This is a genomic window from Stutzerimonas sp. R40042 (genome assembly GCF_026642215.1).
Taxonomy (GTDB): Bacteria; Pseudomonadota; Gammaproteobacteria; order Pseudomonadales; family Pseudomonadaceae; genus Stutzerimonas; species Stutzerimonas frequens.
This window is the reverse complement of sequence record NZ_CP113258.1, coordinates 1,524,298-1,539,868: the sequence shown is the minus strand read 5'-3', so window position 1 is coordinate 1,539,868 and position 15,571 is coordinate 1,524,298. Positions and strand designations below refer to the sequence as shown.

At 63.4% G+C, this 15,571-nt stretch carries 16 protein-coding genes; 10 read left to right on the top strand and 6 right to left on the bottom strand.

Annotation, left to right across the window (positions count from 1 at the left end; translation table 11 throughout):
- The first annotated feature begins 163 nt into the window (after positions 1–163).
- Both OUY36_RS07370 and OUY36_RS07365 read left to right on the top strand, forming a co-directional pair.
- A complete protein-coding gene (locus OUY36_RS07370; protein WP_267937381.1) occupies positions 164–2,908 on the top strand; it encodes a hybrid sensor histidine kinase/response regulator in 2,745 nt (914 codons plus the stop codon).
- Positions 2,909–2,951: 43 nt separating this feature from the next.
- Positions 2,952–3,179 carry a YheU family protein gene (locus OUY36_RS07365; protein WP_063541387.1) on the top strand — a complete coding sequence of 76 codons (228 nt, stop codon included), beginning with the start codon at positions 2,952–2,954 and terminating at the stop codon, positions 3,177–3,179.
- A 12-nt stretch (positions 3,180–3,191) separates the two neighbouring features.
- Here OUY36_RS07365 and OUY36_RS07360 read toward each other — a convergent pair whose 3' ends face one another.
- From OUY36_RS07360 to OUY36_RS07340, 5 genes are all read right to left on the bottom strand, one after another.
- On the bottom strand, positions 3,192–3,620 hold the full coding sequence (locus tag OUY36_RS07360) for a hypothetical protein (RefSeq protein WP_011912607.1): 429 nt from the start codon (positions 3,618–3,620) through the stop codon (positions 3,192–3,194).
- A 112-nt stretch (positions 3,621–3,732) separates the two neighbouring features.
- Positions 3,733–4,863, bottom strand: coding sequence for an MFS transporter (locus OUY36_RS07355; protein ID WP_267938118.1), 1,131 nt, complete (start codon positions 4,861–4,863; stop codon positions 3,733–3,735).
- 130 nt (positions 4,864–4,993) lie between these two features.
- A complete protein-coding gene (locus OUY36_RS07350) occupies positions 4,994–5,803 on the bottom strand; it encodes an SDR family oxidoreductase (protein WP_156244610.1) in 810 nt (269 codons plus the stop codon).
- Positions 5,804–6,037: 234 nt separating this feature from the next.
- Positions 6,038–7,693, bottom strand: a complete 1,656-nt coding sequence (locus OUY36_RS07345) for a cation acetate symporter (protein WP_063541384.1) — start codon at positions 7,691–7,693, stop codon at positions 6,038–6,040.
- Positions 7,693–8,007, bottom strand: coding sequence for a DUF485 domain-containing protein (locus tag OUY36_RS07340; protein WP_023445032.1), 315 nt, complete (start codon positions 8,005–8,007; stop codon positions 7,693–7,695). Before OUY36_RS07340 ends, OUY36_RS07345 begins: the two co-directional genes overlap by 1 nt.
- A gap of 280 nt (positions 8,008–8,287) precedes the next feature.
- On the opposite strand from OUY36_RS07340, the gene OUY36_RS07335 reads away from it, so the two are divergent.
- From OUY36_RS07335 to OUY36_RS07320, 4 genes are all read left to right on the top strand, one after another.
- Positions 8,288–8,509, top strand: coding sequence for a DUF2061 domain-containing protein (locus OUY36_RS07335; protein WP_230725861.1), 222 nt, complete (start codon positions 8,288–8,290; stop codon positions 8,507–8,509).
- A gap of 219 nt (positions 8,510–8,728) precedes the next feature.
- Positions 8,729–10,021, top strand: a complete 1,293-nt coding sequence (locus OUY36_RS07330; protein ID WP_267937377.1) for a serine/threonine protein kinase — start codon at positions 8,729–8,731, stop codon at positions 10,019–10,021.
- A gap of 4 nt (positions 10,022–10,025) precedes the next feature.
- Positions 10,026–10,781, top strand: coding sequence for an MlaA family lipoprotein (locus OUY36_RS07325; protein WP_267938116.1), 756 nt, complete (start codon positions 10,026–10,028; stop codon positions 10,779–10,781).
- A gap of 95 nt (positions 10,782–10,876) precedes the next feature.
- Positions 10,877–11,719, top strand: a complete 843-nt coding sequence (locus OUY36_RS07320; protein WP_267937375.1) for a pirin family protein — start codon at positions 10,877–10,879, stop codon at positions 11,717–11,719.
- 72 nt (positions 11,720–11,791) lie between these two features.
- Here the strand turns inward: OUY36_RS07320 and OUY36_RS07315 are convergent, their stop codons facing one another.
- A complete protein-coding gene (locus tag OUY36_RS07315; protein ID WP_267937373.1) occupies positions 11,792–12,736 on the bottom strand; it encodes a lipid A biosynthesis lauroyl acyltransferase in 945 nt (314 codons plus the stop codon).
- A 158-nt stretch (positions 12,737–12,894) separates the two neighbouring features.
- Here OUY36_RS07315 and minC point away from each other — a divergent pair, with 158 nt between their 5' ends.
- The 4 genes from minC to OUY36_RS07295 all read left to right on the top strand — a co-directional run bounded on the left by minC (position 12,895) and on the right by OUY36_RS07295 (position 15,482).
- On the top strand, positions 12,895–13,620 hold the full coding sequence (minC, locus tag OUY36_RS07310) for a septum site-determining protein MinC (protein ID WP_267937371.1): 726 nt from the start codon (positions 12,895–12,897) through the stop codon (positions 13,618–13,620).
- A 96-nt stretch (positions 13,621–13,716) separates the two neighbouring features.
- Positions 13,717–14,532, top strand: a complete 816-nt coding sequence (minD, locus tag OUY36_RS07305; protein ID WP_049340340.1) for a septum site-determining protein MinD — start codon at positions 13,717–13,719, stop codon at positions 14,530–14,532.
- Entirely contained in the window at positions 14,529–14,786 is a 258-nt protein-coding gene (gene minE / locus OUY36_RS07300; RefSeq protein WP_003301267.1) for a cell division topological specificity factor MinE, read from the top strand. The genes minD and minE overlap by 4 nt, the downstream gene beginning before the upstream one ends.
- A 60-nt stretch (positions 14,787–14,846) precedes the next feature.
- On the top strand, positions 14,847–15,482 hold the full coding sequence (locus OUY36_RS07295; protein ID WP_014596215.1) for an RluA family pseudouridine synthase: 636 nt from the start codon (positions 14,847–14,849) through the stop codon (positions 15,480–15,482).
- The last annotated feature ends 89 nt before the right edge of the window (positions 15,483–15,571 follow it).

The window sequence follows — 15,571 nt, the reverse complement described above, 5'->3', positions numbered from 1 at the left end:
CGGCAGCCAAGGCTTGCCGCTCGACGTTTAACTCGGCAAAGTTAGCTGGACAAGGACGTGCGGCACTCTGAGGCGCCATGTAGAGCCCAAGGAATCGGTACCGTCACATCGCTCTACTAATATGTGCTGCCCGCTTCCGGGCAGCACCCTGCCGGATCAGATCATGTTGCCGCGTTCATGCCTGGCTCTGCTGCTGTTTTGCCTGTCGCTTCAGGCGTGGGCGTTCGCGCCCGTGGTTCTCGATTCGCTCGACACGCGCCAGCCGCTGGGTAACGGGACCCTCTACCTGGAAGACCCGAACGGCGAGCTGCACGTCGAGGAGGTCTTGGCCCTGCCCGACGACCGCTTCCGCGAGGTCAAGGGCGGGCACGTCAATGAAGGCAAGAACACATCGACCTGGTGGCTGCAGGCGACGCTGGACAATCGCCTGGATCAGCCGCTGAGCGGTTTCATCGAGATCAACTACCCCCTGCTGGACCATATCGAGCTGTATCTGCAGTACCCCGACGGCAGTCTCAGCCAACAGCTCACCGGTGATCGCTACCCCTTCGTCGACCGACCGGTGAAGGTGCGCAACTTCTGGTTTCCGGTGGAGTTGCCGCCCGGCGACACCCGGTTGCTGCTGCGCATCAAGACCACCAGCACCCTCTACGTCCCGCTGTACTTTGGCACCTACAACTCCAGCGCCGAACAGCATGAAGAGCTGAGCGGCCTGAGCGGCGCGTTCTACGGCGTGCTGTTCGCGATGTTCTGCTACAACCTGTTCCTCTTCGCTTCGCTGCGCGAGCCGGCCTATCTCTGGTACCTGATCTACACGGTCAATGTCGGGCTGTTTGCCCTGTCGTTCGACGGTTTTCTGGTCAAGTGGCTGGCCGATGACGGTGGGCTGGTCGCACAGGGCATCTACGTGCTGATGTTCAGCCATTGCCTGATTGCCATCCAGTTCAGCCGCCACTTCCTGCATACCCGCGAGTTGTTCCCCGGGCTCGACCTGGTACTGCGCTGCACCTTGCTGGTGGCGCTCGGCAGCATGCTTTCCGGGTTGCTGCTGGACGTGCAGACCTGGAGCATTCTGGCCAGCGTCACCGTGATCGTCACCTCGACCGGCCTGCTGCTCACCGGCGCTTTCGTCTGGCGCCGCGGCGTGCGTTACGGGGTGTACTACACCCTGGCCTGGGGCGTGCTCCTCGCTTCCTTCATTCTGGTCACCGCTGGTTCCCTGGGCTTCGAGCTGCTCGGCCTGTACGGATCGGCGGTGGTCAAGGCCAGCGTCGCCTTCGAACTGATCACCCTGTCGATCGGACTCGCCGACCGCATCAACCTGCTCAAGGAAGAAGGCTACCGTTCGCGCGAGGCCGCCGAGCGGGCCGCCAGCGAGAACGAGGCGAAAAGCCGCTTCCTGGCCAAGATGAGCCACGAAATTCGCACACCGCTGAACGGCGTGCTCGGCATGCTCGAACTGCTGCGCGAGACGCCGCTGGACCGCAGCCAGCAGTTCTACCTGGACACCATCTCCAGCTCCGGCAACTCGCTGATGGCGGTGATCAACGACATCCTCGATTACGCCCGCATCGGCTCGGGCAAGCTGAGCCTCGAGGACATCGACTTCGATCTGGAAATACTGATTTCCGAAACCATCCGGCTGTTCACCGCACAGGCACTGGAAAAGCAGCTGAGCCTGCACGTCGGCCTCGAGCCTGGCGTGCCGCGGCGCATTCGTGGCGACCCGACACGCCTCAAGCAGATCCTCATGAACCTGCTGAGCAATGCGCTGAAGTTCACCGAGCACGGTCACGTGGTGCTGGAGGTTTCCTGCCGCCGGACGCAAGACGGTGAGCCTCGCCTGGTGTTCTGCGTCAGCGACAGCGGCATCGGCATGCGCCAGGAAGTGCTCGCACAGCTGTTCGAATCCTTTGCCCAGGGTGACTCCAGCACGACGCGCCGCTACGGAGGCAGTGGCCTCGGGCTGGCGATCAGCAAGGAGCTGGTGGAAATGATGAACGGCCACATCGAGGTGCAGAGTACGCCGGGCCGCGGCAGTCGTTTCTGTTTCGAGATACCGCTGCACGCCGCCATGGATGGAGAAGATTCGCTGGCGCAGCTGCTCGCCGGCCGCCCCGCCCTGCTCGCGTCTCAGGATGCACAGGGCCTGGAAGCGCTGAGCCACCTGCTGCGCCGCTGGGGCATGCGCACCGAGCGATGCCAGACGCCGGAACGGCTGCCCGACTATCTCTGCGATTTCACCGCACCGCCGCTGCTGGTGCTGCTGGCGCCCTGGCCCGGCAGCCCCACCGAGTGGCTGGCGCGCTTGCGCCCGCATCTGGAGCCCAATCAGCGCGTGCTGATGCTCTATTCACCGATCCATGAGCCGCCGCCGCCCTCGCCTGGGATACGTCTCATCAGCCTGGCGTTGCCGCTGCAGAGCACGCCGCTACGCGAAGCGCTGCAGACGCTGTATGCGCAAGAGCCTCCGCTGACCGGTGAGCCTGCCTCTGCAGCCGTCGCACCTCGGCACGACGAACCGTGCATCCTCGTCGCCGAGGACAACCCGGTGAACCAGATGGTGGTGCGCGGGCTGCTCAAGAAGCGGGGCTATGCTGTGCAGCTGGCCGACAATGGTCGCCAGGCGGTCGATCTCTACCGCCGTGATCCCGCAGCGGTGCAGCTGATCCTGATGGACTGCGAGATGCCGGAGCTCGACGGTTTCGAGGCCAGCCGGCAGATACGCAAGTTCGAGGCGGACCGCCAATTACCCGCGGTGCCGATCATCGCGGTAACCGCCCATGTACTGGCCGAACATCGCCAGCGAGGCCTCGAGGCCGGAATGGACGAGTTCATTGGCAAACCGCTGGAAAGCCAACAGCTGTATGCTTGCCTGGACAACTACCTACAGGACGTCGCGTTCTAGGCCGCATCCCTCGTGGCCAGCCCGATGCCGACGAAGACGACCCATGCTCATACCCCACGACCAGCTCGAATCGGACACCCTGACCCGCCTGATCGAGGACTTCGTCACCCGCGACGGCACCGACAACGGCGACGAAACCCCGCTGGACACCCGGGTCGCGCGGGTCCGCCGCGCGCTGGACAGGGGCGAAGCCGTGATCGTCTTCGACGCGGACAGTCAGCAATGCCAGCTCGCACTGAAGCGCGACGTGCCGAAGGAATGGCTGGACTGACGCCTCAGCGCATCAGCCGAGCAACCCGCTTTCCCGCTCCCAGGCGCAGCGCATGCGCATATCGCTGTGCTGCGGGCTATGACTGCCCGTTTCGGTTTCCCAGCGAAAGGTGTGGGTGCCATTGAGTTCGGTCTCCAGGTGCACCACGGCGCTGGTCCAGTAGAGCTGCTTGAGCAGCGCCTCGAAACGCTGCACCCACAACGCCCACTCGTACTCCACAGCGCGATAGCTGGCGCCAAAATGGATCACCTGGGTCTGGTACAAGCCCAGGTCCTCGTCACGGCAGAAGGAAAACATCTCGCGGCCGATGAACGGCCAGGCCTCACCCTGCGGCAACGCCTGCACGGCGGCGAGATTGTGCGCCCGGCGCTGGCGGCACTGCTCGAGGTCGGCGGACGGCCAATCGCGGATACAGCCATAAACGATGGATTCAGACTCCAAGCAGAACTCCGGCGCGCTAGGTTGGGACAGGGACGGCGAGCTTTCTAGCACAGCATGGCGAGCCGGTCATCCGCGGCACGGCAAGCGGTGACGCAGGCCACAGCAGGATCACTCAGCGCGCGACATGGCGTGGCCGCAGGCGCATCGCGAGCAGCGACATGCACGCCGCCATGCCGGTCAGCACCAGGAACGGCATGCGGTAGTCGCCCGCCAGATCGCGGCCGAGTCCGGCCAGCACCGGGGTCAGGCAGGCCAAGCAGTAGCCGGTGCAAAGCATCATCGCGGTGAGCCGACTGACGGCCAGCGGCGTACCGGCTTCGTACATCGGCGAGATCAGCGCCAGGGAAAAGGTGCCATTGAGCGCGACACCCAGCAGCATGCAGACCACCAACGGCTGCCAGCCGGGTCGCAGCGCGATCAGCGCCAGGCATAGCGTCGCCAGCACACCGCAAGTCGCCATGATGCGATGACGGTTGCCCAGGCGCTGCGCCAGCCAGGGCATGGCGAAGGCGCTCGGCAGACCGATGAGCATGAAGCCACTGAAGAACGCATTGCTCTGCAGCAGGCTGTAGCCCACCTCGTGATAACGCGCCACCAGCCAGGTGGCCAGCGCGTAGAACAGCCCGGCCTGCAGCGCGAAGTAGATGCTCAGCAGCCAGGCCCGCGGCTCCTTCCAGGGCAAGCCCGCACCGCTTTCACTGGCGGCTTCCGGCTGATTGGGCAGCCGCAACCAGATCAGCAGCGCCATCACCGCTGGCAGCGCCCAGACCGCCAGGCCGGCATTCCACTGCTGGCCCAACGCTTCGGTGGCCGGCGCCGTCAGCACCACGCCAAGGGTCCCGCCCACCGCCATACTCAGCGAGTACCAGGCGGCGACCTTGCCCATGCGTTCGAGGAAGTAGCGTTTGATGAAGCCGGACAGCAGCGGACCGGCAACGGCGATGCCGGCACCGACCAGGCCGGCAGTGACGATCAGCAATACGGCATTGTGGCCGAACAGACGCAACACCAGCGCCGCGGCGATCAGGCCAAGACACAGGGCAATGCTGCGCTCCAACCCGAAGCGCACCGCCAGCCGCGGTGCCAGCGGCGCCAGCAGGCCCATCAGCAATACCGGCAAGGCCGTGGTCAGGCTGATCAGGCCACGGGGCAGGGCCAGCTCTTCGGCGATGCGTTCGATCAGCGGGGCGAAGGAGGTGATGCCAGGGCGCAGGTTGATCGCTGCCAGCACCAGGGCCAACATCAACAGTCCGCGGGAGGGAAAATTCACAAGCGTTCCATAGGGTTACGGCACGAGACCGGACAGGCAACCCTACTCCCGCCCCTCCCTGGAGGCAACCACAGCGGCCGCTGAAGACAGCGGCCGCGCGGTTTCAGACAGCCTTGCTCTTGGCCCGCTTCTTTTCGGCGAGCAGCGCCATCTCGTCATAGATCGCCTGCGGATTCTGCTGTTTGACCTTCCAGGCCATGCGTCCTTCGTCGTGCGGCAGGATCATGAACTCGCCCTTGGCGACCCGCTGATGGATATAGTCAGCGATGTCGGCCGCGGTGATCGGCGAGGATTCCAGCAGCTTGCCGATCTGCGCCTTGACGTTCGGCGTCGGCCCGCGGAAGGAGTCCAGCAGGTTGGTCTGGAAGAACGAAGGGCAGACCACATGCACGCCGACCTCGGCCTGGCGCAGCTCGACTAGCAGGCTTTCCGAGAGCGCCACCACGCCGGCTTTGGCCACGTTGTAGTTGCTCATGCCCGGCGCCTGCATCAGCGCCGCCATGGAGGCGATGTTGATGATCTTGCCCTTGCTCTTCTGCACCAGCGGAAGGAACGCCTTGCAGCCCTTGACCACGCCCATCAGGTTGATCGCGATCTGCCAGTCCCAGTCCTCCAGCGACAGCTCATCGAAGAAGCCGCCGGAGGCCACCCCGGCGTTGTTGACCACGATATCGATGCCGCCGAGCTTCTCCTCGCAGGCCTGGGCGAAGGCGATCAGCTGGCTGTAGTCACGCACGTCACAGCGCATGGTGAAGCCATCGCCACCCGCCTCGCGAACCATCTTCAGGGTTTCCGCCAAGCCAGCTTCATTGACGTCGGAAAGCGCCAGCTGCCAGCCATCACGTGCCCAGCGCAGGGCGATTTCGCGCCCGAGTCCAGAACCGGCGCCTGTGATCATCATGCGATTGTGCATCGTTCTACTGCCTTTGTTGTTCGGGTAGTGGCAGCGAGTCTAGCGAATGCACGAGGGCACACTGGCATCCATCAGATTGATGAATGCCCCTGGCAAACCCTTGGCTCATGGGGCTGACCGCGCGGTTCCAGGCAGGCACTATGGGCGCAGGATGGGGCTGTTGCAGCCCTCGAGTCTTCACCGAGAACGAAAAAGGGCAGCCCGAGGGCTGCCCTTGTCCTACTGGCGTTCGCCTTAGTGCGCGACGGCGCCGGTTGCACCCAGGCCAGTCTGCGAGCGGACGAACTGGGCGAAGAAGCGCTCGCGCTCCTCCCCTGCCCGCTTGGACTTGTCGGTGACCGAGAAGAACCAGATGCCGACGAAGGCGGCGACCATGGAGAACAGCGCCGGGTACTTGTAGGGGAAGATCGCCTCGGCATAGCCGAACACGTCGACCCATACGGTCGGGCTGATGATGGTCAGCACCAGCGCAGTGATCAGACCCAGCGCACCACCGAACAGCGCCCCGCGGGTGCTCAGCCCCTTCCAGTACATGGAAAGGAACAGCACCGGGAAGTTGCAGCTGGCGGCGATGGAGAACGCCAGGCCGACCATGAAGGCGATGTTCTGCTTCTCGAAGATGATGCCGAGCAGAATCGCCACCACGCCCAGGGTCAGGGTGGTCAGCTTGGTCACACGCATCTCGTCTTCTTCCCGCGCCTTGCCCTGCTTGATCACGCAGGCATAGAGGTCATGGGAAACCGCCGAGGCACCGGCCAGGGTCAGACCGGCCACTACCGCGAGGATGGTGGCGAAGGCAACCGCGGAGATGAAGCCGAGGAACAGGTTGCCGCCCACCGCGCTGGCCAGGTGGATGGCGACCATGTTGGTGCCGCCGACGATGGCGCCAGTCACGTCCTTGAAGTCCGGGTTGGTGCTGACCAGCAGGATCGCGCCGAAGCCGATGATGAAGGTCAGGATGTAGAAGTAGCCGATGAAGCCGGTGGCGTAGAACACGCTCTTGCGCGCTTCCTTGGCGTCGGACACGGTGAAGAAGCGCATCAGGATGTGCGGCAGGCCGGCGGTACCGAACATCAGTGCCAGGCCCAGGGAGATCGCCGAGATCGGGTCGGAGACCAGGCCGCCCGGGCTCATGATCTGCGCACCCTTATCGTGAATCTTCACCGCCTCGGCGAACAGGCTGCCGAAATCGAAGCCGACCGTCTTCATCACCATGATGGCCATGAAGCTCGCGCCCGACAGCAGCAGCACCGCCTTGATGATCTGTACCCAGGTGGTCGCCAGCATGCCGCCGAACAGCACGTACATGACCATCAGCACACCGACCAGCACCACAGCCACGTAGTAATCCAGGCCGAACAGCAGCTGGATCAGCTTGCCGGCACCGACCATCTGCGCGATCAGATAGAACGCCACCACGATCAGCGAACCGAATGCCGAGAGCAGACGGATCTGCGTCTGACCGAGGCGATAGGAGGCCACGTCGGAGAAGGTGAACTTGCCCAGGTTGCGCAGGCGTTCAGCCATCAGGAACAGGATGATCGGCCAACCGACGAGGAAGCCGATGGAGTAGATCAGGCCGTCGTAGCCACTGGTGTAGACCAGCGCGGAAATACCGAGGAAGGACGCCGCCGACATGAAGTCGCCGGCAATCGCCAGACCATTCTGGAAGCCGGTGATGCTGCCGCCGGCGGTGTAGTAGTCAGCGGTCGAGGTGTTGCGCTTGGCCGCCCACTTGGTGATGCCCATGGTGAACACGATGAACACCACGAACATGATGATGGCGGTGTAGTTGGTGGCCTGCTTCTGGACTTCGCCGGTAATGGCATCGGCGAGCAGCGCAGGCGAGACTGCCAACAGCAGGGCAGTCATCAGGAAACGCAGGATCATTATTTCTGTGCCTCGTTGAGGATTTCCTGGTTGATGCGATCGAACTCACCGTTGGCACGCTGCACATAGACACCGGTCAGGATGAACGCCATGAAGATCACTCCGACGCCAACCGGAATGCCCCAGGTGGTCACGGTATTGGCGGACAGCGGAATGCCGAGGATCTTCGGCTCGAAGGCGATCAACAGGATGAACGCCAGGTAGGCGCTGAGCATGACGGCCGACAGCAGCCAGGCGAAACGCCCGCGCTTGGCCACCAACTCTTGGAAACGCGGATTGGCATAAATCTGCCGGTAAACATTTTCATTGTGCATTGGAATCTGTCTCCACGGTCGCTACCCCCCGGTGGGAGCAGGGGCGGCTACTTTAGGCGTGGGTCGGGCGAACGCCACCCGACTTTGGTCTGAATGCGGCTTGCGAAAAGGCCCGACATAGAGCCCTCGAACCGCGCGAATAGGCGCCTGGCAACAATTCCAAACACAAATAGTGTGGCGCTATGTCGCACATGCAAAACGGTGATTTCAGTCATTGGATGATCTCACCCAGACTCTCTCCATCACGAGAACGATTCTCGACTGCACAAGGAGACGGGCCATGCTCAAGACCGTGACGTTCACCCTGATGCACTTCTGCATCGCCTTTTCGGTGACTTACGCGCTGACCGGCAGCATCGCCATCGGCGGACTGGTCGCTGCCATCGAGCCGCTGTGCAATTCGGTAGGCTTCTACTTTCATGAGAAGGTCTGGCAGCGATTCGAACGCAACAAGCGCCGCGCCGCCATTCCCCAGCATGCCTGGCTGCATCATCAGGCGTGACGACCGCGGCAGACGAGTCACTTAGCCCGGTGGTTCGTCAGCGGCTGTCGGGGCGTCGATATTTTCCATCCCCGTACAAGGGATCGAATTCCCCGCGCTGCTGCCATAGTGATGTTGGCTTGCTCTGCGCTGCCAATGCAGTTCTGATGGGACAGGCGGCACGATGCATCGGTTGCCGCCTCGCTACAGGCCGCGATGGCCTGGCAACGGAGATACACCATGCAGCTGTTGTTGTGCCTGACCACCCTGCTCGCTCTGATCGTTACGCCGCTGCATGCGGCCGATCTCAGCGTCGAAGAGTACGGCTACCCTCTGGGCAACCCTTTCGAGGCGACCATCGCCGGCACGCCGAGCGCATTGCGCGCCGAGGTTCCCAGTGACGACGCCATCGACCAGGCCGACTACAGCCTGCGGCTGCGGCCGGAACGGGAGTTCACCCTGCCGGACAACTTCTGGCCGGTCAAACAGCTGCGCTATCGCCTGGCGCGCCAGCGCGGGCCAGCGCCGCTGATCTTCGTCATCTCCGGTACCGGTGCGCATTACTCGGCAGGCAAGACCGAGGCCCTCAAGCGGCTGTTCTATGGCGCCGGCTACCACGTGGTGCAGCTGTCGTCACCGACCAGTTACGACTTCATGTCGGCGGCCTCGCGCTACGCCACACCGGGCATCAGTACCGACGATGCCAAGGACCTCTACCGGGTCATGCAGGCCATTCGCGCCAGACACCACAAGCTACCGGTCACCGAATTCCACCTCACCGGCTACAGCCTCGGCGCGCTGAACGCGGCGTTCGTCAGCCAGCTGGACGAAACCCGCCGCAGCTTCAACTTCAAGCGCGTGCTGCTGCTGAATCCGCCGGTCAATCTCTATACCTCGGTCGGTAACCTGGACAAGCTGGTGCAGACCCGCGTCGAAGGCATCGACGACCACACAACCTTCTATGAAGTGGTTCTGGAAAAACTGACCCGCTACTACCGGCAGCGCGGCTACATCGACCTCGACGAGGCGATGCTCTACGACTTCCAGCAGTCGCCCCTGAAGCTCAGCGATGAGCAGATGGCCATGCTGATCGGGTCGGTGTTCCGTTTTTCCGCGGCCGACATCAATTTCACCTCGGACCTGATCAACCGGCGCGGGCTGATCGTGCCGCAGGACTATCCGATCAACGAGGGCACGCGTCTGGAGCCATTCTTCAAGCGCGCCCTGCTCTGCGATTTCGACTGCTATATCACCGAGCAGCTGATTCCCATGTGGCGGGCGCAGTACGACGGCGGCAGCCTGCCGCAGCTGATCCAGCAGGTCAGCCTTTACGCCCTCGAGGATTATCTGCGCCAGAGCCCGAAAATCGCGGTCATGCACAACGCCGACGACCTGATCCTCGGTGCCGGTGATATCGGCTTCCTGCGCCGCACCTTCGGCGACCGTCTGACGCTCTATCCGCGCGGCGGCCACTGCGGCAACCTCACCTACCGCGTCAACGCCCAACACATGCTGGAGTTCTTCCGTGGCTAAAGGAATGCTGCTGCCGCTGTTTCTGGCCAGTGGTCTGGCCTTCGCCGACACACCGGCGGTCGACGAGGATGGTTTCACCCATCCGTTACGCAACCTGGAGTTCAATCCGGGGCTGGACCAACGTGAGTTCGAGCGCGCCACCTTTCAGGCGCTGGACGTCTACGACCCGTTCGAATCGGTCAACCGGCGCATCTACCACTTCAACTACCGGCTCGATCAATGGGTGATGCTGCCGGTGGTGCGCGGCTATCGCTATGTCACGCCGCAACCGGTGCGCACCGGTGTGAGCAACTTCTTCGCCAACCTCGGGGAGATTCCGACGCTGTTCAACAGCGTCGCGCAGCTCAAGGGACAGCGTGCGGCGAATGCCACCGCCCGCTTTCTGTTCAACAGCATTCTGGGCGTCGGCGGACTCTGGGACCCGGCCACGCGCATGGGCCTGGTGCGCCAGAGCGAGGACTTCGGCCAGACACTCGGGTATTGGGGCGTTCCCCAGGGGCCCTACCTGATCATTCCGGCTCTCGGCCCCTCCAACCTGCGCGATGCCACCGGCCGCGTCACCGATTTCGCCGTCGAGCGACAGGTCGATTTCCTCCAGTACGCCGAGACCACCGGTGGCGAGTTGAGCCTGACCGCCCTGCGCGCCATCAACGCCCGCCACGTCACCAGCTTCCGCTACGGCCAGCTCAACTCGCCGTTCGAGTACGAGAAGGTACGCTACGTCTACAGCCGTGCGCGGGATCTGCTGGTGGAGGAATGATCCACTCAGCCGATTGGTTAAAGCGATAATGCGCAACCATTGATCGAAGCGGCACGCTTAATCTGGCGACACTTCAGACCGAGAGGCATTCGATCATGTCCCAGCGGGAAATCCTTTCCATCACCACCGGCCGGGCGACCTCCGACGGTGCCGGCGTCAGCCTCACCCGCGTGTTCGGCGGCGCCGCGCCGGAACGCTTCGATCCGTTCCTGATGCTCGATGAGTTCGGCTCCAACGATCCCGACGAGTACATCGCCGGCTTTCCCCCACATCCGCACCGCGGCTTCGAAACCATCACCTATATGCTCGAGGGGCGCATGCGTCACGAGGATCACATGGGCAATGTCGGGCTGCTGGAAAGTGGCGGCGTGCAGTGGATGACCGCAGCGCGCGGTGTGATCCACAGCGAAATGCCGGAGCAGGAGCAAGGCGTCATGCGCGGTTTCCAGCTGTGGTTGAACCTGCCCGCCCACGCCAAGCTCGGCGAGCCGGGCTACCGTGACTTCGCACCGGCGGAAATTCCACAGCTGACGCTGCCAGGTGGCGTACAGGCGAAAGTCATCGCCGGCACGCTGAAGGTCGACGGCCTCGAGCAGCCGGGCGTCGTGCAGCGTCCGGATACCGAGCCGCAGCTGTTTGATCTGCATCTGCCGGCCGGTAGCGACCTCAGCCCGCAAGTGCCGGAAGGCCATCGGCTGCTGCTTTACGTCTACGAGGGTGCGCTGCGCGTTGGCGAACAAACGTTGGCCAAGGGTCAGCTGGCGCGCCTGTCCGAGCATGGCGAGCTGCGGTTGCACAGCGGGTCGGACACGCGAGTGCTGCTATTGGCCGGACGCCCCCTGGGCGAACCCATCGTGCAGTACGGCCCCTTCGTGATGAACAGCCGCGAGGAGATCGAGCAGGCGCTGCGGGATTTCCGCGATGGAAGTTTGGTGTGACCGATATGGTGGGCCAAGGCCCGCCCCGCCGAGTCCCGCCATCGAAGCACTGTCGGTGAGGCGAAACGCCAACTACGTCGCCTTGCGCCTCTTTTTCTTGTACAGCCCCGGCTCGCCGTCCGGCCGGGTCTTGAAGCGTCGGTGCGCCCAGAGGTACTGCTCCGGCAGGGCGCTGACGGCCTCCTCGACCCACTGATTGATGCGCAGACAATCGGCCTCCTCGCTCTCGCCAGGGAAACTTTCCAGCGGCGGATGGATCATCAACCGATAGCCCGAACCGTCCGCCAGGCGCTCCTGAGTGAACGGTACGACCTTGGCCCTGCCCAGCCGGGCGAACTTGGTTGTGGCAGTCACCGTGGCGGCCTGGATACCGAACAGCGGTACGAACAGACTCTGCTTACGGCCATAGTCCTGATCGGGCGCGTACCAGATGGCGCGGCCGGCACGCAGCACCTTGAGCATGGCCCGCACGTCTTCCCGTTCGATGGCGCTGGCGTCGCGGTTGTGCCGCTCGCGCCCGCGGCGCTGCACATAGTCGAAGACCGGATTCTTGTGCTCGCGGTACATGCCATCGATGGTGTGCCGTTGGCCAAGCAATGCGGCGCCGATTTCCAGAGTGGTGAAGTGCAGCGCCATCAGGATCACCCCCTGCCCGGCCGCCTGGGCCTGCTGCAGATGCTCCAGCCCTTCAATCGTTGCCAGCCGTTGCAGGCGCGCCTGCGGCCACCACCAGCTCATCGCCATCTCGAAGAAAGCAATGCCGGTGGACGCGAAGTTCTCGCGCAACAGACGTTCACGCTGCGCCTGGCTGAGCTCGGGAAAGCACAGCTCCAGGTTACGTCGCGCGATATAGCGCCTGGAACCGGCGAAGCGAAACATCAGCGCACCGAGGCCACGGCCCAATTGCAGCAGGAGCGGATACGGCAGTTGCACCAGCAACCAGAGCAGCCCCAGCCCCAGCCACAGCGGCCAGAAGCGCGGATGCAGGAAGTACGCACGAAACTGAGGACGGTCCATGAAAAGCTCGACAACCGATGAAGCGACGCATTCTAGCGGCAAACGCCGAGCTTGACCGAGCCTCGACGCACCGGCGATCGCCCGGGACGCACTCGGCGGGTTGCAGGCAGCGACACACCTCGTTATAAGTCGTCGCCATTTACCGCAGCAGGCAGACCATGAGCCAAGCCGACCTCCCCGACCAGACCCCAGCCTTCCAGCTCAAGGGCAGCATGCTCGCCATCACCGTGCTGGAGCTGGCTAGCAACGACATCGAACGCCTCGACGAGCAGCTCGCGGCCAAGGTCGAGCAGGCGCCAGAGTTTTTCAACAATACGCCGCTGGTCCTGGCACTGGACAAGTTGCCCGAGACCGCGCGGGAAATCGACATCAAGGCATTGGTCGCGCTCTGCCGCAAGCATCGGCTGCGTACCCTTGCCCTGCGCGCCAGCGAGCCGGCGCATATCGAAGCCGCTGCGGCGCTGGATCTGCCGGTGCTGCCGCCTTCGGGGGCTCGCGAGCGCCAGGTCGACCTGGCATCGAAGGCACCGGCTAAGCCAGCCGAACCGGTCTACCGCCCGACCCGCGTAGTCACTACGCCCATCCGCGGCGGTCAGCAGGTCTATGCACAGGGCGGCGACCTCATCGTACTGGCGCCGGTAAGCCCAGGTGCGGAACTTCTCGCCGATGGCAACATCCATGTCTACGGTCCGCTTCGCGGTCGCGCCCTGGCAGGCATAAAGGGCGATACTTCGGCGCGGATCTTCTGCCAGCAGCTCGCAGCGGAAATGGTCTCCATCGCCGGCCAATACAAGGTCGCCGAGGACCTGCGACGCGATCCTCTCTGGGCTGAAGCGGTACGCATCGGCCTCTCCGGCGACGTGTTGAACATCACCCGCCTTTAACGGATACTGCCGCGAATTTTCAAGGACCAAACGGGCAATACTGACGCCAAAACCGGCGGAAGGTCCCGATTTTTTCAATTTTTAGGGTGAATCACCTTGGCCAAGATCATCGTAGTCACTTCCGGCAAAGGTGGCGTTGGTAAAACCACCACCAGCGCCGCCATCGGTACCGGCCTCGCTCTGCGCGGCCACAAGACTGTCATCGTCGACTTCGACGTCGGTCTGCGGAACCTCGACTTGATCATGGGCTGCGAGCGCCGGGTGGTTTACGACTTCGTTAACGTCATCAACGGCGACGCCACCCTGACCCAGGCGCTGATCAAGGACAAGCGTCTGGAGAACCTCTACGTGCTGGCCGCCAGCCAGACGCGTGACAAGGACGCCCTGACCCAGGAAGGCGTCGGCAAGGTGATCGACGAGCTGGGCAAGAACTTCGAATACGTCATCTGCGACTCCCCGGCGGGCATCGAGAAAGGCGCGCATCTGGCCATGTACTTCGCCGACGAAGCCATCGTCGTGACCAACCCGGAAGTCTCCTCGGTACGCGACTCCGACCGCATGCTCGGCCTGCTGGCCAGCAAGTCCCGTCGCGCCGAAAACGGCGAAGAGCCGATCAAGGAACACCTGCTGCTGACCCGCTACAACCCTGAGCGCGTCACCAAGGGCGAAATGCTCGGCGTCGAAGACGTCGAGGAAATCCTCTCCATCCGCCTGCTGGGCGTGATCCCCGAGTCGCAAGCTGTGCTCAAAGCGTCCAACCAGGGTATCCCGGTGATCCTCGATGACCAGAGCGACGCCGGTCAGGCCTACAGCGACGCGGTGGACCGCCTGCTGGGCAAGGAAGTGGCGCACCGCTTCCTCGACGTCAAGAAGCCTGGCTTCCTGCAACGACTTTTCGGAGGCCGCGAATGAACCTCTTCGACTTCTTCCGTGAACGCAAGAAGAAGGAAACCCCGGCCGCCATCGCCAAGGAACGCCTGCAGATCATCGTCGCCCACGAACGTGGCCAGCGCACCGAGCCGGACTACCTGCCGGCGCTGCAGAAGGAGCTGGTCGAAGTGATCCGCAAGTACGTCAACATCGACAGCGATCAGGTTCAGGTTGCTCTCGAGGATCAGGGCAGCTGCTCGATTCTCGAACTGAACATTACCCTGCCGGATCGCTGAGCGGCACGGCGTACAGAAGCGGCGGCCCACGGGTCGCCGTCTTCGTTTGTGGGAAGAACAATGCCTCTCAGCAATATCCAGATCATTCACCAGGACGCCGCCCTACTGGTGATCAACAAGCCGACCCTGCTGCTCTCCGTGCCAGGGCGGGCCGAAGACAATCGCGACTGCCTGGTGACCCGCCTGCAGGAGAACGGCTACCCCGAAGCCCGCATCGTGCACCGCCTGGACTGGGAGACCTCCGGGCTCATCGTGCTCGCCCGCGATGCCGATACGCACCGCGAGCTGTCCCGTCAGTTTCATGACCGCGAAACGGAAAAGGCTTACACCGCGCTGTGCTGGGGCCAGCCGGAGCAGGACAGTGGCAGCATCGACCTGCCGCTGCGTTACGACCCGCCGACCAAGCCACGGCATGTGGTCGATCACGAACTGGGCAAGCATGCGCTGACCTTCTGGCGCGTACTCGAACGCTGCGGCGACTACAGCCGCGTCGAACTGACCCCCATCACCGGGCGCTCTCACCAACTGCGGGTGCACATGCTGTCGATCGGTCACCCATTGCTCGGCGACCGGCTTTACGCGCATGAACAGGCGCTGCATGCGCATGAGCGGCTGTGCCTGCACGCCAGTATGCTTACCCTGACTCATCCGCAGACAGGCGAGCGCCTGCGCTTCGAGTGCCCCGCGCCGTTCTAGAAGCGATCCACTACACCTGCGAGCCAGACACTGCGCTTATTACCGGCAGGTGAATGCGATAGACTTCGTGACCTTGCAGTCTGGAGTCC